This is a genomic window from Pseudomonas sp. L5B5 (assembly GCF_020520285.1).
Classification (GTDB): Bacteria; Pseudomonadota; Gammaproteobacteria; order Pseudomonadales; family Pseudomonadaceae; genus Aquipseudomonas.
This window is the reverse complement of record NZ_CP084742.1, coordinates 5,568,148-5,589,307: the sequence shown is the minus strand read 5'-3', so window position 1 is coordinate 5,589,307 and position 21,160 is coordinate 5,568,148. Positions and strand designations below refer to the sequence as shown.

At 64.4% G+C, this 21,160-nt stretch carries 16 protein-coding genes; 12 read left to right on the top strand and 4 right to left on the bottom strand.

Going from position 1 to position 21,160, the window contains the following annotated elements; genetic code table 11:
• Positions 1–811 precede the first annotated feature (811 nt).
• From LGQ10_RS25680 to LGQ10_RS25665, 4 genes are all read left to right on the top strand, one after another.
• Complete coding sequence (locus LGQ10_RS25680) at positions 812–1,273, top strand: REP-associated tyrosine transposase (protein ID WP_058433511.1); 462 nt, start codon at positions 812–814, stop codon at positions 1,271–1,273.
• Between the two features lie 502 nt (positions 1,274–1,775).
• On the top strand, positions 1,776–4,883 hold the full coding sequence (locus LGQ10_RS25675) for a transglycosylase domain-containing protein (protein WP_226523595.1): 3,108 nt from the start codon (positions 1,776–1,778) through the stop codon (positions 4,881–4,883).
• 164 nt (positions 4,884–5,047) lie between these two features.
• Complete coding sequence (locus LGQ10_RS25670; protein ID WP_226523594.1) at positions 5,048–5,620, top strand: PadR family transcriptional regulator; 573 nt, start codon at positions 5,048–5,050, stop codon at positions 5,618–5,620.
• On the top strand, positions 5,617–6,402 hold the full coding sequence (locus tag LGQ10_RS25665) for a siderophore-interacting protein (RefSeq protein WP_226523593.1): 786 nt from the start codon (positions 5,617–5,619) through the stop codon (positions 6,400–6,402). Before LGQ10_RS25670 ends, LGQ10_RS25665 begins: the two co-directional genes overlap by 4 nt.
• A gap of 56 nt (positions 6,403–6,458) precedes the next feature.
• Here LGQ10_RS25665 and LGQ10_RS25660 read toward each other — a convergent pair whose 3' ends face one another.
• Together LGQ10_RS25660 and LGQ10_RS25655 are read right to left on the bottom strand one after the other, a co-directional pair.
• The gene (locus LGQ10_RS25660) at positions 6,459–7,112 is read right to left on the bottom strand and encodes a Pr6Pr family membrane protein (protein WP_058436704.1); all 654 of its coding nucleotides are present in this window, start codon (positions 7,110–7,112) and stop codon (positions 6,459–6,461) included.
• 8 nt (positions 7,113–7,120) lie between these two features.
• Entirely contained in the window at positions 7,121–7,351 is a 231-nt protein-coding gene (locus tag LGQ10_RS25655; RefSeq protein WP_058436705.1) for a VF530 family DNA-binding protein, read from the bottom strand.
• 399 nt (positions 7,352–7,750) lie between these two features.
• Between LGQ10_RS25655 and LGQ10_RS25650 the strand changes: the two genes are divergently transcribed.
• Entirely contained in the window at positions 7,751–9,790 is a 2,040-nt protein-coding gene (locus LGQ10_RS25650; protein WP_226523592.1) for a TonB-dependent receptor, read from the top strand.
• A gap of 55 nt (positions 9,791–9,845) precedes the next feature.
• On the opposite strand, the gene LGQ10_RS25645 is transcribed toward LGQ10_RS25650, so the two are convergent.
• On the bottom strand, positions 9,846–11,234 hold the full coding sequence (locus tag LGQ10_RS25645; RefSeq protein WP_226523591.1) for a PLP-dependent aminotransferase family protein: 1,389 nt from the start codon (positions 11,232–11,234) through the stop codon (positions 9,846–9,848).
• A gap of 317 nt (positions 11,235–11,551) precedes the next feature.
• Here LGQ10_RS25645 and LGQ10_RS25640 point away from each other — a divergent pair, with 317 nt between their 5' ends.
• The 6 genes from LGQ10_RS25640 to LGQ10_RS25615 all read left to right on the top strand — a co-directional run bounded on the left by LGQ10_RS25640 (position 11,552) and on the right by LGQ10_RS25615 (position 18,742).
• Positions 11,552–12,754, top strand: coding sequence for a benzoate/H(+) symporter BenE family transporter (locus tag LGQ10_RS25640; RefSeq protein WP_226523590.1), 1,203 nt, complete (start codon positions 11,552–11,554; stop codon positions 12,752–12,754).
• 222 nt (positions 12,755–12,976) lie between these two features.
• The gene (locus LGQ10_RS25635; RefSeq protein WP_226526194.1) at positions 12,977–14,350 is read left to right on the top strand and encodes a carbohydrate porin; all 1,374 of its coding nucleotides are present in this window, start codon (positions 12,977–12,979) and stop codon (positions 14,348–14,350) included.
• Positions 14,351–14,468: 118 nt separating this feature from the next.
• Positions 14,469–16,889, top strand: a complete 2,421-nt coding sequence (locus LGQ10_RS25630; protein ID WP_226523589.1) for a glucose/quinate/shikimate family membrane-bound PQQ-dependent dehydrogenase — start codon at positions 14,469–14,471, stop codon at positions 16,887–16,889.
• A 380-nt stretch (positions 16,890–17,269) separates the two neighbouring features.
• Positions 17,270–17,530, top strand: coding sequence for a hypothetical protein (locus LGQ10_RS25625; protein ID WP_226523588.1), 261 nt, complete (start codon positions 17,270–17,272; stop codon positions 17,528–17,530).
• A 174-nt stretch (positions 17,531–17,704) separates the two neighbouring features.
• Positions 17,705–17,998, top strand: coding sequence for a hypothetical protein (locus LGQ10_RS25620; RefSeq protein WP_226523587.1), 294 nt, complete (start codon positions 17,705–17,707; stop codon positions 17,996–17,998).
• A 96-nt stretch (positions 17,999–18,094) separates the two neighbouring features.
• On the top strand, positions 18,095–18,742 hold the full coding sequence (locus LGQ10_RS25615; protein ID WP_226523586.1) for a carboxypeptidase-like regulatory domain-containing protein: 648 nt from the start codon (positions 18,095–18,097) through the stop codon (positions 18,740–18,742).
• Here the strand turns inward: LGQ10_RS25615 and LGQ10_RS25610 are convergent.
• The gene (locus LGQ10_RS25610; RefSeq protein WP_058436166.1) at positions 18,720–20,378 is read right to left on the bottom strand and encodes a hybrid sensor histidine kinase/response regulator; all 1,659 of its coding nucleotides are present in this window, start codon (positions 20,376–20,378) and stop codon (positions 18,720–18,722) included. The two genes, LGQ10_RS25615 and LGQ10_RS25610, sit on opposite strands and share 23 nt — an antisense overlap.
• 140 nt (positions 20,379–20,518) lie before the next feature.
• On the opposite strand from LGQ10_RS25610, the gene LGQ10_RS25605 reads away from it, so the two are divergent.
• Positions 20,519–21,136, top strand: a complete 618-nt coding sequence (locus LGQ10_RS25605; RefSeq protein ID WP_058436167.1) for a LuxR C-terminal-related transcriptional regulator — start codon at positions 20,519–20,521, stop codon at positions 21,134–21,136.
• Positions 21,137–21,160 lie beyond the last annotated feature (24 nt).

Here is a 21,160-nt window from a genome sequence, read left to right as displayed (position 1 = left end):
CTCACTCGCTTAGCCCGAAGGCAATTAACCCATCATGTGGCGAGGGAGCTTGCTCCCGCTGGGCCGCGCAGCGGCCCTGAAATCGGCTTGCGTGATCTCCTTGACAGAACGCGTGCTCAGGGCTTGCGGCTGCTACGCAGCCGGACGGGAGCAAGCTCCCTCGCCACAAACAAGCTTCCTTGCCACAACCCGCAGCAGCGCTGAAATACCTGCAAACCATCGTGGACTTCAGCCCGGGAGCAAAAATGCTAGCGTCCAGCACTCACTCGCCTAGCCCGAAGGCAATTAACCCATCTTGTGGCGAGGGAGCTTGCTCCCGTTGGGCCGCGCAGCGGCCCTGAAATCGGCTTGCGTGATCTCCCTGACAGAACGCGTGCTCAGGGCTTGCGGCTGCTACGCAGCCGGACGGGAGCAAGCTCCCTCGCCACAAACAAGCTTCCTTGCCACAACCCGCAGCAACGCTGAAATACCTGCAAACCATCGTGGGCGTCAGCCCGGGAGCAAAAATGCTAGCGTCCAGCACTCACTCGCCTAGCCCGAAGGCAATTAACCCATCATGTGGCGAGGGAGCTTGCTCCCGCTGGGCCGCGCAGCGGCCCTGAAATCGGCTTGCGTGACCTCCCTGACAGAACGCGTGCTCAGGTGTTGCGGCTGCTGCGCAGCCGGACGGGAGCAAGCTCCCTCGCCACAAACAATCTTCCTCGCCACAACCCGCAGCAACGCTGAAATACCTGCAAACCATCGTGGGCTTCAGCCCGGGAGCAAAAATGCTAGCGTCCAGCACTCACTCGCCTAGCCCGAAGGCAATGGAATGCCATCTCGTCCAAGATCCCATCGCTTGCGCCGCGGCCGCCATTCCGAAAGCGGACGCGCCTACCTCATCACCACCGTGGTTCATCAACGCCAACCGTTATTCTCCGATTGGCGCCTGGGGCGGCTGGTGGTCACTGAACTGAGACAGGTTCAGGACCTGGGGCTTGCCGACTCACTGGCCTGGGTCCTGATGCCGGACCACCTGCATTGGCTGCTCCAACTGCGCACGGCAACATTGCCCGAGGTGATGCAAAGGGTGAAATCGCGCAGCACCCGCCAGCTCAATCAACACCTGGGGCTGTGCGGTGCCCTCTGGCAAAGCGGCTATCACGACAGAGCAATCCGCGATGGCGAAGACATTCAGCCCCTTGCTCGCTACATAGTCGCCAATCCCTTGCGTGCGGGCCTGGCGCAACGCATTGGCGACTACCCACTGTGGGATGCTTGCTGGCTCCAGTAACCCATCATGTGGCGAGGGAGCTTGCTCCCGCTGGGCCGCGCAGCGGCCCTGAAGTCGGCTTGCGTGATCTCCCTGACAGAACGCATGCTCAGGTCTTGCGGCTGCTGCGCAGCCGGACGGGAGCAAGCTCCCTCGCCACAAACAAGCTTCCTTGCCACAACCCGCAGCAACGCTGAAATACCTGCAAACCATCGTGGACTTCAGCCCGGGAGCAAAAATGCTAGCGTCCAGCACTCACTCGCCTAGCCCGAAGGCAATTAACCCATCATGTGGCGAGGGAGCTTGCTCCCGCTGGGCCGCGCAGCGGCCCTGAAATCGGCTTGCGTGATCTCCCTGACAGAACGCGTGCTCAGGTGTTGCGGCTGCTGCGCCGCCGGACGGGAGCAAGCTCCCTCGCCACAGAAGCAAGGCAGCGTCTGTTTTCACAATTTCCTCACCGCTCGCCACCACCGACTAAGCTTCAGACAAGTCCGATCAATCTGCGTGAATGGATCAATCGACTATGGGCGCTTTGTGGCACACCGACTCACGCAATACCGCAGTGCCACGCCACAGCGACGACGAAACGCCTTTGCCTGAACGTCCCAAGCCCCGTCGGTATTTCTGGCGCCTGTTCTGGCTGTTGCTGCTGATCGCCCTGGTTGCCCTGGGTGTCGCCGCCAGCCGGGAAATGCGCACCTCCAAGCTCCAGGCCCGGGAATTCAGCAGCCTGGCCCGTAACCTGGACTATTCCCTGCAACCGGGGGCCAGCGATGCCATGGTCTACCCGGGCGCCGGCCCTTTCGACCGGCGCCTGGGCTACAGCGCGCTGGGCGAGTTCCTGCCGCGCCTGCTCAAGCGCGGCTATCTGATCGAATCCCAGGTACGTTTTTCCGCAGCCTTGATGGACTACAGCGAGAACGGCTTTTTCGTGCCCTATGCCGAGAAGATCCAGGCGGGGCTGTCCATCACCGACTGCCGGGCTGCTGCGCTGTATCAGTTCAAGTATCCGCAACAGTTCTACCCACATTTCGCCAGCATTCCGCCCCTGGTGGTCCACAGCCTGCTGTTCATCGAAAACCGCGACCTGCTGGACCCCAGGCTGGCCCAGGCCAACCCTGCGGTGGATTGGCCGCGCTTCGCCAAGGCCGCCTGGTCCCAGGTGGCCCGGCTGCTGCACCTGCCTGGCCAGAGTGCCGGGGGCAGCACCCTGGCCACCCAGCTGGAAAAGTACCGGCATTCGCCGGATGGCCTGACCGTATCCGGGGGCGAGAAGCTGCGTCAGATGGTGTCCGCCAGCGTGCGGGCCTACCAGGACGGCCCACAGACCCTGGAGGCTCGCAAGCGCATCGTGCGTGACTACCTCAACAGCGTGCCGTTGTCGGCAGTGCCCGGCCACGGTGAAGTACATGGCATGGCCGAAGGGCTGCGGGTCTGGTACGGCGCGGACTTCGACAAGGTCAACCAGGTACTCGGCGGCACCGCCATGGACTCCAGGAGCCTCGCCGAACGAGGGCTGGCGTTGCGCCAGGTGCTGTCGCTGATGATTGCCCAGCGCCGGCCCTCCCATTACCTGGCAAAGGGCCGGGCAGAATTGGCGGACCTCACCGACAGCCATATCCGCCTGCTGGCGCAGAACAATGTCATCGACCCGGCACTGAGCGCCGCCGCCCTGGCCAGCCAGGCGACCTACCGTGACTGGCAGCAACAGCCGACGATCCAGCCGATCGAGACCAACAAGGGCATCAGTGTCGCCCGCAGCCGTCTCGCCGCGCTGCTCAACCGGCCCCTGTATGACCTGGATCGCCTCGATCTGTCGGCCACCAGCACCTTGCAGAGCGACCTGCAGCGCCAGGCCACCGAGTACCTCAAGCACCTCGCCGATCCGGCCTTCGCTGCGCAGGTGGGCCTGCTCGGCGAGCGCCTGCTGACCCCCACCAGCACCACCCAGGTGCGCTACAGCTTCACCCTGTTCGAACTCACCCCCGACGGCTCCCGAGTGCGGGTGCAGACCGACAGCACCGATCAGCCTTTCGACATCAACGAAGGCAGCAAGCTGGAACTGGGCTCCACCGCCAAGCTGCGGGTGCTGACCACCTACCTGCAGATCATTGCCGAGCTGCATGACAAGTACGCCGGACAGACACCCGCGCAATTGAAAACCATCCCGGTGAACGATCAGGACCGGCTGAGCCGCTGGTCCATCGACTACCTGATGCAGAACGGCGACCGCAACCTGCCGAAGATGCTCGACGCGGCCCTGGACCGTACCTATTCCGCCAGCCCCGGCGAGGCGTTCTTCACCGGAGGCGGCCTGCATCACTTCCACAACTTTCGCAACGAGGACAACGGTCGCAGCCCGACCTTGCGCGATGCCCTGCGCGAGTCCATCAACCTGCCGTTCATCCGATTGATGCGCGACCTGGTGCGCTACAGCACCTACGGCGGCGACAGCAGCAGCGCCGAACTGCTCAAGGACGATGACAACCCGCGGCGCCAAGAATACCTGGCACGTTTCGCCGATCGGGAAGGCACCTCGTTCCTGCTGCGGTTCTGGAAGAAGTACCGCAACAAGGACACCCAGTCGCGCCTGGAAACCTTCCTCGACAGCATGCACCCCACCGCGATCCGCCTGTCCGCGGTGCATCGCTACCTGCTACCGGATGCCAGCCAGGAGAGCTTCAACCGCTTCGTGCGGGCCCATATGAAAAACGCCAAGGTCAGCGAAAAACTCACCGACGAACGCCTGGACAAGCTCTACGCCAGCTACGGCCCGGGCGCCTACGACCTGCCGGACCAGGGCTATATCGCCAAGGTCCACCCCCTGGACCTGTGGCTGCTGGGCTACCTGATGAACAACCCCGAAGCCAGCTTCAGCCAGGTGGTCAAGGCCAGCGAGTTCGAACGCCAGGAGGTCTATAGCTGGCTGTTCAAGAGCCGTCATCGCAGCGCCCGGGACAGCCGCATCCGCACCATGCTGGAGATCGAGGCGTTCCTCGACATCCACCAGCGGTGGCAGGCAGTGGGCTATCCGTTCGACCACCTGGTACCGTCCCTGGCCACCGCCATCGGCAGTTCGGGTGACCGGCCGGCGGCGCTGGCCGAACTGGTGGGCACCATCCTCAACGACGGTGTGCGCCTGCCAACCTTGCGCATCGACAGCCTGCACTTCGCCGCCGGCACCCCCTATGAAACCCGCCTGCTCAACGACCCGGACAAGGGCAAGCGGGTGATGCCCTCGCAGGTGGCCACGGCGCTACGCGGGGCCCTGTCCCAGGTGGTGGATGCCGGCACCGCGAAACGGGTTTCCGGCAGTTTCAAGCTGGCCGACGGCACGCCCCTGGCCATGGGCGGCAAGACCGGCACCGGCGACAACCGAATCGAGGCCATCGGCGCCGGAGGCCGAGTGCTGAGCTCCAAATCCATCAACCGTACCGCGACCTTCGTGTTCTACATCGGCGACCATCACTTCGGCACTCTCACTGCCTATGTTCCCGGCGCTTCCGCCCAAGCCTTCAAGTTCACCTCGGCCCTGCCGGTGCAGGTGCTCAAGGGCATGGCGCCGATCCTCATGCCCTATCTGCAACCGGGCAGCGCCACCCAGTGCCAGGGCAACCTGGCACAGCGCTGACACCCACCACGACGGCCAGTCCTGGGGCTGGCTGCACGACATTTCTCGCTCTCCTTGCCAACCAGCCCCTGCGACGAACGGTGGTCCAGGGTCGTGCAGAACGACTTGCGCCACTCTTAAGATATATCTTAAGTTATGTCTTAACCAAAACGGAGAGCACAAGAATGAGAGAGCACCACCATCACAGTGGACACGGCGACGGCCCTGAAGGCTTCGAGCGGCGCGGCGGTCGTGAGCGTGGCGGCCGCGGTCCCCGGGTATTCGCCCCCGGTGACCTGAAACTGCTATTGCTGGCGCTGATTGCCGAGTCGCCCTGCCACGGCTATGACCTGATCCGCCAGATCGAAAGCATGTTCGATGGCGTCTACAGCCCCAGCCCAGGCGTGATCTACCCGACGCTGACCTTCCTGGAAGAAAGCGAAATGATCCAGGGCGATGCCGAAGGCGGAAAAAAACGCTACAGCGTGACCGACACCGGCCGTCTGTTCCTCAAGGAACAGGCCATTGCCCTGGACGGCGTACGCATGCGCATCGAAGTCAGCAAACGCTCGCTGCGCGGGCATGACCGTCCCGCAGAGATCCATGAGGCCGTGCACAACCTGCGCCATGCCTTGCAAATGCATAACGGACGCTGGAACCCGGAAGAAATCCTGCGGGTTCGCGATCTGTTGAACAACACCGCCAAGGCCATCGTCGATGGGCCAGCCACCCCTTCCAGCCAGGAGAAAGCCGAATGACTGCCATCCCTGAGTTATCCATTCATCGAGTCATGCACGAGATCAAGCGTCGACGCCTGAACGTGCTCCGCGTGGTCGACGTGACCCCGCGCATGCGCCGGATCACCCTCGGTGGCCCGGAACTGGCCGGGTTCCTCAGCCTGGGCAGCGACGACCATGTGAAGTTGCTGTTTCCACAGAACGCCGAGCAGCAGGCGGCCCTGGACACCCTGGTGCTGGGCCCGGGCAAGGACAGCGGACCGATGCCGGCGATGCGCGACTACACTCCGCGCCGCTACGACCCGCAATTGGGTGAGCTGGACATCGACTTCGTCCTGCACGGCGACGGCCCGGCCTCGACCTGGGCCGAGCAGGTCCAGCCCGGCCAGCATCTGCACATCGCCGGCCCTCGGGGCTCGATGATCGTGCCGGACATCTTCGACAGCTACCTGCTGATCGGCGATGAGACTGCGCTGCCGGCCATTGCCCGGCGCCTGGAAGAACTGCCGGCCGGTCGCCGGGTCCTGGCGGTGATCGAAATCCAGGATCGCGCCGAGCGCCAGGCGCTGCACAGCGCTGCCGAAGTGGAGGTGATCTGGGTCGAGCGCGACGGCGGCCAGCAGGACCTGCTCAGTTGCGTACGTGGCCTGCGGGTGCCACAAGGCCGGCTGTATGCCTGGATCGCCACCGAGAGCAAGGTCTCGCGACAACTGCGCCGGGTGCTGCTCGACGAGCACCAGCTCGACGATGAGTTCGTCAAGGCCGTCGGCTACTGGCGCCTGGACACCAGCGAAGCAGAGTGACCCCCGCGCGTTTCAGCCATTCGCCGGCGCAGGTGCCCGCCACCTGCGCCGGCGAATCATTTGCGGCGCCCGGAAAACCGGTGGCCGAGCCAGCTGTCCAGGCCCAGCAGTACCAGGGACACCAGGACAAACCCCGCCAGCAGCCCCAGGGCATTGAGCAAGGCCCCGGGATAACCCAGCCGGTCCACGGCAATGAAGGGATAGGGGTACAACCCGAGCAGGTGCCCGCGCAACAACAGGTAGGCGAAGTACAGGATCGGATAGAGGGTCCACCAGAGGACATGGCGCAGGCGCAATTGCCCCTTGGGGACGCAGCACCACCAATAGACCAGGAACAGCAGCGGCATGACATCGTGCAGCAGCTCGTCCGCCAGCCATTGCCAGCCCTGGGGATGCCACAGGTGACGCAGCAACAGGTTGTAGGCCAGCCCCACCAGCACGATGCTGGCCGCCACGGCGCCACTGACCCAGGGCTGGAGCATGAAGGCTTGCCCCCGGGAGGCCCTGAGGTTCAGGGCGCAGGTCAGCACGCTGGCCACCAGGGTGTTGCTCAGCACGGTGAAGAAGCTGAAGAAATTCACCAGGCCGCCCAGCAGGCTGGCCCCGGCCTCCCAGCGCAAGAACAGGATCAGGTACAGCTGAACCGCCAGGCCGAACCAGCCCAGAAAGGCGGCGAGCGCGATCAGGCTACGTCGGCGGCCTTGCCTCATGAAGCGCTTCAGAGCGGACGCTTGGTGCGTTGCAGCTTCACATAGAGCCGCTCGACCTTTTCCCGGGCCCAGGGGGTCTTGCGCAGGAATGTCAGGCTCGACTTGATGCTCGGATCGCTCTTGAAGCAGCGGATATCGACGCGCTCCGCCAGCCCCGACCATTCGTAGTGCTCCACCAGGGCCTTGAGAATCTGTTCCAGGGTCACGCCATGCAGCGGGTCGGTGTGGGTAACGGTCATGCCAGGCCTTCGAACGCAGAATGAAAAGAAGCCGCGCACCTTAGCCGAGGGCCTGCGCCCGCGCCAGTGCGCTGACATAACTGTAGTCGCTGCCAAGCCCGCGAGGCTGCGACAAGGTTGACGCTCCACCAGACAATCAAGCAACCAAACAACCACGTCGCCAGGACGAGCCGACAGCCACTGCGCGCCTGGTCGCCGACGACGGCAGCGGCGACGCGATGCGTGTCGTTCCGGCAACCGCTGCCGGGCAAGCGAATAAAGAAGTTCCCGGCTTTTCCAAATAAAAGAGATGTTATATTGTATCAACAAATATCAACTCCCCCACACTTCGGGCACCCCCGTGCCCCACCCGTTTTCGACTCACATGCGCGCTGCGCAATGCTTGCCAAGGAATGACCGATGTCCCTCTCGACCCTCCGCCCTTCTCGCTCGATCCTGTGGCGCTTGTCGCCATTGTCCGCGGCCTTGTTGATCGCCTCCCAGGCACATGCCGTGGAACTGCCTCAGCAGGTCATCACCGCCAACCCCCTGGGCAGCACCGAACTGGCGGCCCCCACCACCGTGGTGGAGGGCGACCAATTGACCCTGGCGCAAAAAGGCAGCCTCGGCGAGACCCTGAACAAACAGCCTGGGGTGTCTTCGTCCTATTTCGGCCCGGGTGCCAGTCGGCCGGTGATCCGCGGCCTGGACGGCGACCGCATCCGCCTCCTGCGCAATGGTGTCGGCGCCCTGGATGCCTCGTCGTTGTCCTACGACCATGCGGTGCCCCTGGACCCGGTCAACGTCGAGCGCATCGAGATCGTGCGTGGCCCGGCGGCCCTGCTGTACGGTGGCAATGCCATTGGCGGAGTGGTCAACAGCTTCGACAACCGCATCCCCACCGAAGCCATCGAAGGCATCCACGGTGCCGGTGAGCTGCGCTACGGCGGCGCCGACACTACCCGCAGCAGCGCCGGCAAGCTGGAAGCCGGCGACGGCACCTTTGCCCTGCACCTGGACGCCAGCTCACGACAGTTCAACGACCTGAAGATCCCCGGTTATGCCCGCAGCCGCCATGCCAAGCCCAGCGAGGACGGAGACGGCAAGAAAGGCCGCCTGGGCAACAGCGACGGACGCCAGGACGGTGGCGCCATCGGTGGTTCGTACACCTGGGACGACGGTTATGCCGGCCTGTCCTACAGCAATTACGACTCCAACTACGGCTCCCCCGCCGAGCAGGATGTGCGCATCCGCATGAAGCAGGATCACTACGCCTTCGCTTCGGAACTGCGCAACCTTGAGGGCCCCTTCAGTTCGCTCAAGTTCAATGCCGGTTACACCGACTACGAACACCGCGAGATCGAGGGTGGCGAAACCGGCACCACCTTCAAGAACAAGGGCTACGAGGCGCGTGTCGAGGCCCGGCACCAGCCCCTCGGCCCGCTCGAAGGAGTGATCGGTGCCCAGGTCAACCGCAACGAGTTCTCGGCCCTGGGCGAAGAAGCCTTCGTGCCGAAAACCGACACCAACAGCGGCGCCCTGTTCATCCTCGAGGAGCTGCAAGCCACCGATCGCCTGAAACTCAGCCTAGGCGGGCGCCTGGAACACACCGTCGTGGACCCGGATGGCAAAGGCAACGAACGCTTCGCCCAGGCCGACAAGTCCAGTAGCTTCACTGCTGGCAGCCTGTCCTCGGGCGCGGTCTATACCCTGACCCCGGTCTGGTCCCTGGCCGCCACCCTGGGCTACACCGAGCGCGCACCGACCTTCTACGAGCTGTATGCCAACGGCGCCCACGTCGCCACCGGCACCTATGAAGTGGGCAGCGCCAAGCTGTCGAAGGAAAAAGCCGTCTCCAGCGACCTGGCCCTGCGCTTCGACAACGGCGTGCACAAAGGCAGTGTCGGCGTGTTCTACAGCCACTTCTCCAACTACATCGGCCTGCTGGGCACCGGTCGCACCCTCAACGATGAAGGCGAGGAAGATGCGGCAGGCATCCCGGAATACGCCTACAGCGGGGTGCGCGCGCGCTTCACCGGGATCGAAGCCCAGGATCGCTGGACCCTGGGAGAAAACGCCTATGGCAAGTTCGCCCTGGAACTGTCTGGCGACTACACCCGGGCCAAGAACCTCGACAACGGCCAGGACCTGCCGCGCATCGCCCCGCTGCGCCTGAACAGTGGCTTGCTATGGGAGCTGGATCGCTGGCAGGCACGCCTGGATGTGCAGCATGCCGCGAGCCAGGGTCGGGTGCCGGATAACGAAAGCGGCACCGATGGCTACACCACCTTGGGTGCCAGCGCTGGTTATCGCTTCGATATCGGTCATAGCCAGTGGCTGGCCTTCGTCAAGGGCGAGAACCTGACCAACCAGACCGTGCGTTACGCCAGCTCGATCCTGCGGGACATCGCGCCGGCCGCCGGGCGCAGTGTGGAAGTAGGCTTGCGCACCACCTTCTAAGCGCCTCGCCGCGCTCCTGCACGGACCCGCAGGAGCCGGCTGGCCGGGGAAGGCGTCAGCGATAACGCCGCGGGTCGGTGTCGATCAGGCTGGCCAGCTGGGTCAGGGCAAAGCGCAGTTCGTCGCGGGTGGTGGGCGACATCAGCACCACCCGCACGTGACGGCAACTGGCATCACGCTCCACCTGGAACTGCGTGCCGCTCAGCACCAGCACACCATTGGCCCGGGCCAGGGTGGCGAACTCATCGGCGGTCCAGGGCTGCGGCAAGGTCAACCACAGGTGGTAGCTGTGGGGCTGGGTCCGGAACTCGAAACCGGCGAACACTTCCCGGGCAATAGCCTGGCGCGCCGCCGCCTCGCTGCGCTGGGTCTGTACCAGCTTGCGGTCCAGCCCCTCGACGATCACATTGCTGGCCAACTGGGCAGTCAGCGGCGAGGGCATCCACACGCTGCTGCGAACCATCGAACTCAAGCGCGATAGCAGCCTGGGCGGGCTGTACAGGTAGCCGACCCGCAGGGCCGGCATGATCGCCTTGGACAGGCTGGTGAGGTACACCGAACGCTCCGGCGCATAGGCCGACAAGGGCTTGATCTGCGGATCGGTGGCGAGAAACCCGTAGATGTCATCATCGATCAGCAGGAAGTCGAACTCTTCGGCAAGCGCCGCGATCTGCGCTCGGCGCCCTGGCGACATGGTCGCCGTGGTGGGGTTCTGGCAGCTGGCGACACACACCAGCAGCGCCGGCTTTTCCCGCAGGCATTGCTCACGCAGCGCCTCGGGCAGTATTCCCTCCTCGTCCATGGCCACGCCCCGCAGGCGCCGCTCCAGGCCATGGGCCACCGAGATGATGCCCGGGTACGCCAACGACTCGCAGAGCACCAGGTCACCAGCGTTGCTCAGGGCACTGATGGCGACCATCAGGCCATGCTGGGCCCCGGAGGTGATCACCACCTGCTGCCACTGGGCCTCGGGCAATGAATGCCGCAGCCACTGCGCCCCGGCTTCACGATGGGCCGGATGCCCGCCGTCGGGAGCGTAGTCCAGGGCTCGACCGAAGTCGCTGCTACGGGCCATGCCCACCAAGGCACCGCGCAACCAGTACTCCAGGGTTTCGCTATAGGGCTTGATGAGCGACAGATCCAGGGCCTCGGACTGCCCCAGGGCCAGCGACGGCGCGGCACTTCCTTCGACCAGCGCCAAGGCGGGGCGTGCCAGCACGTAGGTGCCGCGCCCCACCTCGCCCTGCACCAGGCCCCGACGCTGAGCCTCGCTGTAGGCCCGGCTGATGGTGCCGGGGGTGACATTCAAGGTCACCGCCAGCTCGCGCAGGGTCGGCAGGCGGTCGCCATCGTTCAGCAGCCCGCTGTCGATATCCCGCGCCAAGGCGTCGGCAATGGACAGGTAGACCGGCTGGTTGAAGTCACTTAACTGGGGAGCCCACATGGATGCTGATGACCATTGCTGCCTTGAAATGCGGCGCAGCATATCACAGGGCCTCCGTGGCCCTCCCATCGACTCAATCGGCAAATTGAGTCGATATCCGGCAAAGAGCAAGGAACAGCAAGGGTGCACAAACGGCTAGTTTTCATATAACTAATTGATAATTAATAAATTACTTGAGTCCTCAGGCGCCCGAGGCGTGATCTTCGATCGTTGATTGCATCGAATCAATTGAATCGATTCAATTTTCTGAAATACACTGATACACGTTCAGAACAATCGAATCAATCATTCACCCTCCCACAGCCAGTCGAGATGCCATGCACAGTCTCAGAAAGGATTTGTCCCTCAGCGCGGTGATCGCCGGCCTGATCGCCGTGATCATTTCCTACGCAGGCCCCCTGATCATCGTGTTCCAGGCCGCCCGCGAAGCCCATATGCCCGAAGACCAGGTCTCGTCCTGGATCTGGGCCATTTCCATCGGCAGCGGCCTGACCGGCCTGCTGCTGAGCTGGCGCCTGAAAGTGCCGGTCATCACTGCCTGGTCCACCCCCGGCGCCGCGCTGCTGGTGTCGATGCTGCCAACGGTATCGTTGCCCCAGGCCATCGGCGCCTACATCGTTGCCTCGCTGATCATCGCGGTGCTCGGGTTCTCGGGTGCCTTCGACAAGCTCATGGCCCGCCTGCCCAAGGCCATCGCCGCCGCCATGCTGGCAGGCATCCTGTTCCGCTTCGGCGCCGGCCTGTTCACCTCGCTCAGCCTGCAGCCGACCCTGGTGCTGGCGATGCTCGCCGCCTACCTGCTGGGCAAGCGCCTGTCGCCGCGCTACGCGATCCTGGCCGTTCTGCTGGTGGGCTGCGCCGTGGCCGCGGGCCTGGGCGAATTCCAACTGGGGACCATCACCCTGGCGGTGGCCCAGCCGCTCTTTATCGCCCCCCAGTGGGACTGGCATGCCATCGTCAATATCGGCCTGCCCCTGGCCCTGGTGACCCTGACCGGGCAGTACGTACCCGGCATGGCCGTCATGCGCAGTGCCGGCTACGACACGCCGGCCCGCTCGATCGTCTCCTGGACGGCCATCACTTCGGTGCTGCTGGCGCCCTTCGGTTCCCATGGCATCAACCTGGCGGCCATCACCGCAGCCATCTGCACAGGCCGCGAAGCCCACGAACAACCCGAGAAACGCTACATCGCCGGCATTGCCTGCGGCCTGTTCTACCTGCTCATGGGAGTGTTCGGCGCGACCTTGGCTTCAGTCTTCGGCGCCCTGCCCAAGGAGCTGATCGCCGCCCTGGCCGGCCTGGCGCTGTTCGGCGCCATCAGCAGTGGCTTGAGCGGCGCCATGGCCGACGACAAGCAACGCGAGGCCGCGCTGATCACTTTCCTGGTCACGGCGTCGGGGATGAGTTTCCTGGGCCTGGCTGCGGCATTCTGGGGGCTGATCTTCGGCCTGGTGGCGCATTTCGTCCTGAGCTACACCCGAGCCAAGCCAGTCGCGGTTCAACCGGCCACTTCGTGCTGAACGACTCGGCGCGCTGACTGTTACCGAATACGAAACGGTTCATGTCAATAAAAGCGCTTTCTCTTGACGAGAGGGCGCTTTATCCTTCGCCACCTGAAGCTGAAACGCTTCATCTTTCCTTTTTGAAATCAGCGGCATGCCACCTCGATCAGCAACGATCCAGGCCTCGCGCCCTGTCCTTGTTTCTGCCTATTCCTAGAAAAAGACCTTACCCGTATGCCTATGCCCTTCTCTTCGCGCGCCAAAGACAGCGCTGTCCTATTGCCCGTCGCCCTGCCCAGGACCCTGGGCCTGCTCAGCGCCCTGGGTTTTGCCGCTTGCGCCCAGGCCGCGCCGGCCTTCGACAGCGACTCACCCTGGATGCTCGGCGACTGGAACGGCACCCGCAAGGAACTGGCCGACCAGGGCTACGACTTCAAGATCGACTACGTCGGCGAGATGGGCGCCAATCTGCGCGGCGGCTACGACCATGACCGCACCGCGCGCTACAGCGACCAGTTCGCCTTTGGCAGCCACCTGGACCTGCAAAAGATCCTCGGCTGGCACGACGCCGAATTCCAGCTGACCGTGACCAAGCGCAATGGCGAGAACATCAGCAACGACCGGATCAACGATCCACGGGTTGGCGGTTTCACCTCGGCCCAGGAAGTCTGGGGTCGCGGGCAGACCTGGCGCCTGACCCAGATGTGGTACCAGCAGAAGCTCTTCGACCAGAAGCTCGACATCAAGGCCGGTCGCTTCGGCCAGGGCGAGGACTTCAACAGCTTCCCCTGCGACTTCCAGAACCTGGCGTTCTGCGGCTCCCAGGTGGGCAACTGGGCCGGCAGCGTCTGGTACAACTGGCCCGTCAGCCAATGGGCCCTGCGGATCAAGTACCACCTCACCCCCGAGCTTTATGCCCAGGTCGGCGCCTACGAACAGAACCCGTCGAACCTGGACCGCGACAACGGCTTCAAGCTCAGCGGCAGCGGCACCCAGGGCACCCTGCTGCCCGTGGAACTGGTATGGACTCCGCGCCTCAACGGCCTGCCCGGGGAATACCGCGCCGGCTACTACTACAGCAGCGCCAAGGCCACCGACGTCTACAAGGATGGCAACGGCCAGAGCGCGGCCCTGAGCGGCGAGGCCTATCGCAGCAGTTCGAGCAAGCATGGCCTGTGGCTGGGCGTGCAACAGCAGGTCACCAGCCTGGCCAGCGACCAGTCCCGGGGCCTGGGCCTGTTCGCCAACGTCACCGCCCATGACAAGAAGACCAACGCCATCGACAACTACGTGCAGGCCGGCCTGGTCTACAAGGGCCCGTTCGATGCCCGCGCCAAGGATGACATCGGCTTCGCCCTGGCCCGGGTCCACGTCAACCCGGCCTACCGCAAGAACGCCCAGGCCAGCAACCAGGCCCACGCGCTGTACGACTACGACAACCCGGGCTACCTGCCGCCCCAGGACACCGAGTACAGCGCCGAGCTGTACTACGGCGTGCACCTGGCCAACTGGCTGACCGTGCGTCCCAACCTGCAATACATCCGCCATCCCGGCGGGGTGAACCAGGTGGACAACGCCCTGGTCGGCGGCATCAAGCTGCAGAGTTCGTTCTGAGGCCCGCCGGCAAAAAAAGCCGGCGCCACCCACTTTCCTGCTGAACCAAGCCCACGCCTGAACGTCATCTACAGTGAACATGCGCGGGTACATTCTTAACGTCACGGAGAACCACACTATGAGCACAGAGGGCGCTTCGAGCCCGAGCCGCTTGCTGCCAAGCCTGCTCGGGATCTTGCTGCTGCTAATGGGCCTGGCCTTGCTGGCCGGGGGGATCAAGCTGAGCATGCTCGGCGGCTCGCTGTATTACGTCCTGGCCGGTATCGGCCTGGCGCTCACCGGCCTGTTGCTGCTGGCCGGCAAACGCGCGGCACTGGGCCTTTATGCCCTGGTGCTGTTCGCCAGCAGCATCTGGTCGCTGTGGGAGGTCGGCCTGGACTGGTGGCAACTGGTCCCGCGCCTGTCGCTGTGGTTCGCCCTGGGCGTGGTCCTGCTGCTGCCCTGGTTCCGTCGCCCGCTGCTGCGTGACGGCCCCGCCCCCATGGGCACCGCCGCCCTGAGCGTGGCGGTGGTCCTGGCCGGTGGCGCCGCCATCGGTAGCCAGTTCACCAACCCCGGGGAAATCTCCGGCGACCTGGGCCGCGACAGCGCGGACATGACCAGCACCGCCCCGGCCATGCCCGAGGGTGACTGGCAGGCCTATGGCCGCAGCGAGTTCGGCGATCGCTACTCGCCGCTCAAGCAGATCACTCCCGCCAACATCGGCAAGCTGCAGGAAGCCTGGCGCATCCGCACCGGTGACATGCCGACCGCCAAGGACCCGGTGGAGATCACCAACCAGAACACCCCGCTCAAGGCCAACGGCATGCTCTATGCCTGCACCGCCCACAGCAAGGTGCTGGCACTGGACCCGGACACCGGCAAGGAAATCTGGCGTTTCGACCCGCAGATCCAAGGCCCCAACGGCGACGACTTCCGTGGCTGGGCGCACATGACGTGCCGTGGCGTGTCGTACTACGACGAAGCCAACTACCAGAATTCCACCGCCATCAGCCGTCCGGCGCCCCTGTCCCCCGCCGGCCAGGCCATCACCGCCAGCTGCCCGCGTCGCCTGTTCCTGCCGACCGCCGATGCGCGCCTGATCGCCATCAACGCCGACACCGGCAAGGTCTGCGAAGACTTCGGCAACAAGGGCGCCGTGGACCTGAAGGCCGGCATCGGCTCGTTCACTCCCGGCGGCTACTACTCCACCTCGCCGGCGGCCATCACTCGCAACCTGGTGATCATCGGTGGCCATGTCACCGACAACGAGTCGACCAACGAGCCGTCCGGCGTGATCCGTGCCTTCGACGTGCACGACGGCCACCTGGTCTGGAACTGGGACTCGGGCAACCCCGACGAAACCACGCCGCTGCCTGAAGGCAAGACCTACACCCGCAACTCGCCGAACATGTGGTCCCTGGCCAGCGTCGACGAGAAGCTGGGCCTGGTCTACCTGCCACTGGGCAACCAGATGCCCGACCAATGGGGCGGCAACCGCAGCGCGGGCGCCGAGAAATTCAGCGCCGGCACCGTGGCCCTGGATATCGACACCGGCAAGCTGCGCTGGAACTACCAGTTCACCCACCATGACCTGTGGGACATGGACGTGGGCAGCCAGCCGACCCTGCTGGACATGAAGACCGCGGACGGCATCAAGCCGGCGCTGATCCAGCCAACCAAGCAAGGCAGCCTGTACGTGCTGGACCGTCGCGATGGCACCCCGATCGTGCCGATCCGCGAGATCCCGGCGCCGACCGGTGCGGTCGAAGGCGACCACACTGCGCCGACCCAGGCTCGCTCGGACCTGAACCTGCTGAACCCGCCACTGGATGAAAAAGCCATGTGGGGCGCCACTCCGTTCGACCAGATGCTGTGCCGCATCCAGTTCAAGGAGCTGCGCTACGACGGCCAGTACACCCCGCCATCGGTGCAGGGCAGCCTGGTCTATCCGGGTAACGTCGGCGTATTCAACTGGGGCAGCGTGTCGCTGGACCCGGTCCGCCAGTTGCTGTTCACCAGCCCGAACTACATGGCCTTCGTTTCCAAGCTGGTACCACGTGCCGAAGTGGCCGCCGACAGCAAGCGCGAAAGCGAGACCTCGGGCGTGCAACCCAACGCCGGTGCACCTTATGCGGTGATCATGCATCCGTTCATGTCGCCGCTCGGCGTGCCTTGCCAGGCTCCGGCCTGGGGCTACGTGGCCGGCATCGACCTGACCACCAACAAGGTGGTGTGGAAACACAAGAACGGCACCAGCCGTGACAGCTCGCCAATCCCGATCGGCCTGCCGATGGGCGTGCCGAGCATGGGCGGTTCCATGGTCACCGGTGGTGGCGTGGGCTTCCTCAGCGGCACCCTGGACCAGTACATCCGCGGCTATGACGTGAAGAACGGCAAGGAACTGTGGAAGTCCCGCCTGCCGGCCGGCGGCCAGGCCACGCCGATGAGCTACACCGGCAAGGATGGCAAGCAGTACGTGCTGGTGGTCGTGGGTGGCCACGGCTCCCTGGGCACCAAGATGGGCGACTACATCATTGCCTACAAACTGTCGGAATAAGCCCTGACAGCGGTTCGAAACAGGCGGCTACCTTTGGGTAGCCGCCTTTTTTGTGCCCGCCATCACACGCCTTCGTGCAATGGCTGCCGCGACGCTGGATAGCGTGCTCAGACAACCGGCAGATCCGAGCCGCTTCGTGTAGCCGCTGTCGCAGGCCGCGTACGGCCGCGCAGCGGACGCAGACACAGGTAGGCCCTGCGGGCCTTGTCGCAGCCTCGCAGTCTCGGCAACGGCTACAGCCGTGGGTTTTGAAAAGTCCTACAGCTCACAGAGAACAGCATCACCTTGTTCCCTGCGCCCCACTGCCTTTAAGGTCGGCAGGATCACCGGGCAGGCCCCAGGCAATGGACGACGACACCGCACACTCCCCAAGGCGCTTCATGCCCCTCACCAGCAACGACTACAACATCCCCGCCCTGCTGGTGGATACCCAGGCCCCACTGGATGCCCTGCACGAGGCGGCCATCCATCGCATCCGCGCAGCTACCCAATTGCTGGAGAGCATCGCCAGCCAGGACAACCTTGAGGGCAATCCGCAATTACTCCAGGACTTCGCCCAACTGTGCGTCATTCCCCTGCGCGATGGCTGCGACCTGCTGGATGTGCTGGGCCGCCGCCTGCAGGAACAACTGGCCGATTGACCCTGCCAACTCGGGTAATTGCAAAGGGACATTAGCCCATCTGTGCTAATCGACCCTCCCCGCCCCCGGCGCTATAGTTTTGGCCAACCACCTCGTTCCCACCAACACTGCCGTCCTGCGGTGCGGGGGACGGCTGCGCCGTGGAAAACACAACAACACCAAGGAAGCGTCATCATGAAACTCCATTCCAACATCCGCTCCATCACCCTGCTCAGCGGCCTGGTGCTGGCCCTCGCCGGCTGCGCCGTTGCCAAGCCCAGCAACGACGACCTGAAAAACCGCGCCCAACTCACCATTGGCAAGAACGTGACCAGCGTCTCGAACGTGCGTAACGACAATACCCAGACCTACTTCACCGCCAACACCAGCGTCGGTGGCTACAACTGCGTGCTGCCCTCCGGCGGCATGATTGCCTTTGCAAGCATGGGTGGCCTGGTCTCCATGCCTGCCGAGTGCAACAAGGAATAATGCGGCCATCCCGGTAACCCGCGACGAGCCACCGCGCCTGCCCGACGCAGGGCGGGGCTGCGCGAACTCGCCACTCCCTGCAAAGGTCCCGACGTCATGAAATCCCGCCTATTAATGGTCTCCGGTACGGTGCTGCTCGCCTGTGCCCTGAGCGCCTGTGCCCCGCGCCAGGGACGAACCCTGGACGAATACCCGCCGGTAAAGATCCCCACCGTGCAATACCCCGACGTCCCCTTCGACACCCAGGCCGCACGCGCGGCCCTGCAACCCGGCACGGCAACCCTCACCGGCAAGTTCTGCATCGTCGGCAACGATGGCATCGAGAGCAGCCGCAACGTCGAGATCTATCTCTACCCGGTCACCCCGCACTTGCAGGCCTGGCACAAGTTGCGCTCATCCCAGCCCGAAGGCGCACCGGTGAGCATGCTCCCCGAGGCCGTGGCCGTGCACAGGGTGACCCGGACCAACGACAACGGCATCTTCCAGTTCACCGGCCTGCAACCGGGCCGGTACTTCGTCCAGGGTCAGGACATGGTGTACGGCACCAGCCGCTGGAACGAGTACGTGGGCACCGGCCAGAGCAACACCAACTACGGGCCGGTGACCACCCACTACTACACCGAGCGCAGTTCGACCTCTTCGTACTCGGGCATGCTGGATGACTTCGTCGAACTCGCCAGTGGCGACAACAAGAAGCTGACCATGACCAACTACCCCCTGCTCATCCCGTGCCGGACCTGGTAGCGGCCTCTGTCACCGCGGCCCTGTGAGTGGACGCCATTGGCGTCTCGCGCAGGGCACGCAAGGTGCTGCGCAGCTCCACCGGCCGCACTGGCTTGGACAGGATGGCGATGTTGCGATCGTGCAGGGCGGCATGGATCTTCTCGATGTCGTGGCCGGTGATGATCAGCGCCGGCACTTCCCAGCCCCGCTGCTGGCGGATGTGGTCGATGCACTCGATGCCCGAGACTCGGGTGCCCAGGTCATAGTCGGCGACGATGATGTCGCAGTCGGTGAGCAGATTCTCCGCCGAGGCCTCGGCCTGGACCACGCAGCCCCAGCGCTCCAGCAGTGCCGAGGTGGCCAGCAGCACGTTGCGGTCATCCTCCACCAGGCATACCCGCAACCCGCTCAGCAGGCCGTTCTGCAACGCCTCGTCGTGGCGCCGCAGTTGTTGCGGCGCGGCCGGTTGCAGGCCCGACAGAGTCACGCTGGTGCCATGGCCAACCCGCGAGCGCAAGCGCACTTCCAGGTCCACTAGGTGCCCCAGGCGCTTGACGATGGACAACCCCAGGCCCACGCCCTCGACATCCTTGTCGCGTAATTGGCGAACCCGGTAGAACTCTTCGAAGATCCGCGGCAGGTGCTCTTCGGCGATGCCTCGTCCGCGGTCATGGATCTCGATGGCCAGGCCCTGGCCACGGCGGCGCACGCCAATCAGCACGGGCCCCTGCGGCGCGTACTTGAAACAGTTGGACAGGATGTTCTGCACCATGGTGGTCAGCAGCCCGGGGTCGGTCCGTACCCAGTGGTTGCCGGGCCGCAACCGCAACTCTACCCCGGCCCAGCGCGCCGCCTCGGCGTTCTGGCGCAGCAGGTCGCGCAACAGCTGCCCCAGGTGCACGGTTTCGAACTTGGGTTGCACCCGCCCGTTGTCCAGGGTGTAGAGATCCAGGATGGAGCGGAACAACTGCGACACGTTGAGCAGCGAACGGTCGATGTTGTCCACCAGGCGCCGCTCGTCCTGGCCCAGGTTGGCTTCCCGCAGGCAGGCGGTGAACAGGCCGATGGAGTGAATGGGTTGGCGCAGGTCGTGGCTGGCCTGGGCCAGGAAGCGCGACTTTTCCAGGTTGGCGGCGATGGCCTGCTCGGAGGCGAGCCGGGTGCGCTTGAGCAGGATATGGGCATAGATCGGGATCACCGTACTGGTGACCATCAGCATCAGCACCATGTAGGGGTGGCTTCGCCAGTACGGGGTCAGCAGGTAGACCATGAACAACGCGAACAGCGCCAGCACGGTGGCGATGGCCAGGTAGCGCGAGCCGAAGCGCATGCCGTTGCCCAGGTTGACCCAGACCATCACCGCATAGATGGGCAGGGCGCCTTCGCCGCCCATTACCAGGCCGAAACAGGTGCCGGTGTAGTCGTAGACCATCCCCAGGATTCGCCGGGCCGGGTAATGCCCCGGCCAGCGGGCGATGGCCATGCGCAGGCCAATGGATACCAGGGTGAAGACGATGATGTAGATGATCACCGGCAGGTAGGTGTCGAAATCCTGTCCCGGCAGGCAGCTGGTGATGATCACGTAGACCAGCGCACAACTGGCGACGATGATGCGCAACGTGGCCTGGTCGAGCTCACTGTCCTTTTCGACTTTCATGCAAGCAACTCCTTGTTCCGGACACCAATACGGTGCCTTGCTGGCAATACGCGGTATCGGACACGACCAGCGGGCAGGTACAGTGCCGACCCGCCAAGGTAGCATGGCCTCAGGACTGAATGTTTCAAGGAGCTTCAAACATGACATGCAGGATCATCGTCGCCGACGACCACCCCCTGTTTCGCGAGGGCATGCTGCGCACCGTCCAGCGCCTGCTGCCCGAGGCGGTCCTCGAAGAAGCCGGCGACCTGGCGGCCGTGCAGGCCCTGGCCAGCACCGGCGAGGAGCCGGACTCGCTGATCCTGGACCTGCGCTTTCCCGGACTGACCTCGGTGGGCATGATTGCCGAGTTGCGCCGGCAATTGCCCCGAACCTCGATCATCGTGGTGTCGATGGTCGACAACCAGGACCTGATCAGCGAAGTCATGGCCGCCGGGGCCGACGGTTTCATCGGCAAGAACATCTGCCCGGAAGAAATCGCCCAGGCGATCCTGGACATCCGCCAGGGAGAGGTGGTGGTCAAGTACGCACCGTCCGGCCTGTTGCTGCCCCTGGACTCCTGCGCCGAGGTCAGCTTGCTGACCACCCGCCAGCAGGAAGTGCTGCGCCTGATCGCCCAGGGCAAGACCAACAAGGAAATCGCCCGGGAGCTGGACATCTCGCCCTTCACGGTGCGCATCCACGTGTCCTCCCTGCTGCACACCCTCAAAGTGCCCTCCCGGGCGGCGGCAGCGGTGAAATTCGCCGGGAACGGCTGAAAAACCGTCAATTGTCATACAGAC

What these genes read in the sequence shown, in the direction of transcription:
- LGQ10_RS25650 (WP_226523592.1), top strand. Translation starts at nt 7,751, where the DNA reads ATGTCCCTCTCGACCCTCCGCCCTTCTCGCTCGATCCTGTGGCGCTTG.
- LGQ10_RS25630 (WP_226523589.1), top strand. Translation starts at nt 14,469, where the DNA reads ATGAGCACAGAGGGCGCTTCGAGCCCGAGCCGCTTGCTGCCAAGCCTG.
- LGQ10_RS25615 (WP_226523586.1), top strand. Translation starts at nt 18,095, where the DNA reads ATGAAATCCCGCCTATTAATGGTCTCCGGTACGGTGCTGCTCGCCTGT.
- LGQ10_RS25660 (WP_058436704.1), bottom strand. Translation starts at nt 7,112, where the DNA reads ATGAGGCAAGGCCGCCGACGTAGCCTGATCGCGCTCGCCGCCTTTCTG.
- LGQ10_RS25625 (WP_226523588.1), top strand. Translation starts at nt 17,270, where the DNA reads ATGCCCCTCACCAGCAACGACTACAACATCCCCGCCCTGCTGGTGGAT.
- LGQ10_RS25640 (WP_226523590.1), top strand. Translation starts at nt 11,552, where the DNA reads ATGCACAGTCTCAGAAAGGATTTGTCCCTCAGCGCGGTGATCGCCGGC.
- LGQ10_RS25605 (WP_058436167.1), top strand. Translation starts at nt 20,519, where the DNA reads ATGACATGCAGGATCATCGTCGCCGACGACCACCCCCTGTTTCGCGAG.
- LGQ10_RS25665 (WP_226523593.1), top strand. Translation starts at nt 5,617, where the DNA reads ATGACTGCCATCCCTGAGTTATCCATTCATCGAGTCATGCACGAGATC.
- LGQ10_RS25645 (WP_226523591.1), bottom strand. Translation starts at nt 11,234, where the DNA reads ATGTGGGCTCCCCAGTTAAGTGACTTCAACCAGCCGGTCTACCTGTCC.
- LGQ10_RS25635 (WP_226526194.1), top strand. Translation starts at nt 12,977, where the DNA reads ATGCCCTTCTCTTCGCGCGCCAAAGACAGCGCTGTCCTATTGCCCGTC.
- LGQ10_RS25620 (WP_226523587.1), top strand. Translation starts at nt 17,705, where the DNA reads ATGAAACTCCATTCCAACATCCGCTCCATCACCCTGCTCAGCGGCCTG.
- LGQ10_RS25610 (WP_058436166.1), bottom strand. Translation starts at nt 20,378, where the DNA reads ATGAAAGTCGAAAAGGACAGTGAGCTCGACCAGGCCACGTTGCGCATC.
- LGQ10_RS25655 (WP_058436705.1), bottom strand. Translation starts at nt 7,351, where the DNA reads ATGACCGTTACCCACACCGACCCGCTGCATGGCGTGACCCTGGAACAG.
- LGQ10_RS25675 (WP_226523595.1), top strand. Translation starts at nt 1,776, where the DNA reads ATGGGCGCTTTGTGGCACACCGACTCACGCAATACCGCAGTGCCACGC.
- LGQ10_RS25680 (WP_058433511.1), top strand. Translation starts at nt 812, where the DNA reads ATGCCATCTCGTCCAAGATCCCATCGCTTGCGCCGCGGCCGCCATTCC.
- LGQ10_RS25670 (WP_226523594.1), top strand. Translation starts at nt 5,048, where the DNA reads ATGAGAGAGCACCACCATCACAGTGGACACGGCGACGGCCCTGAAGGC.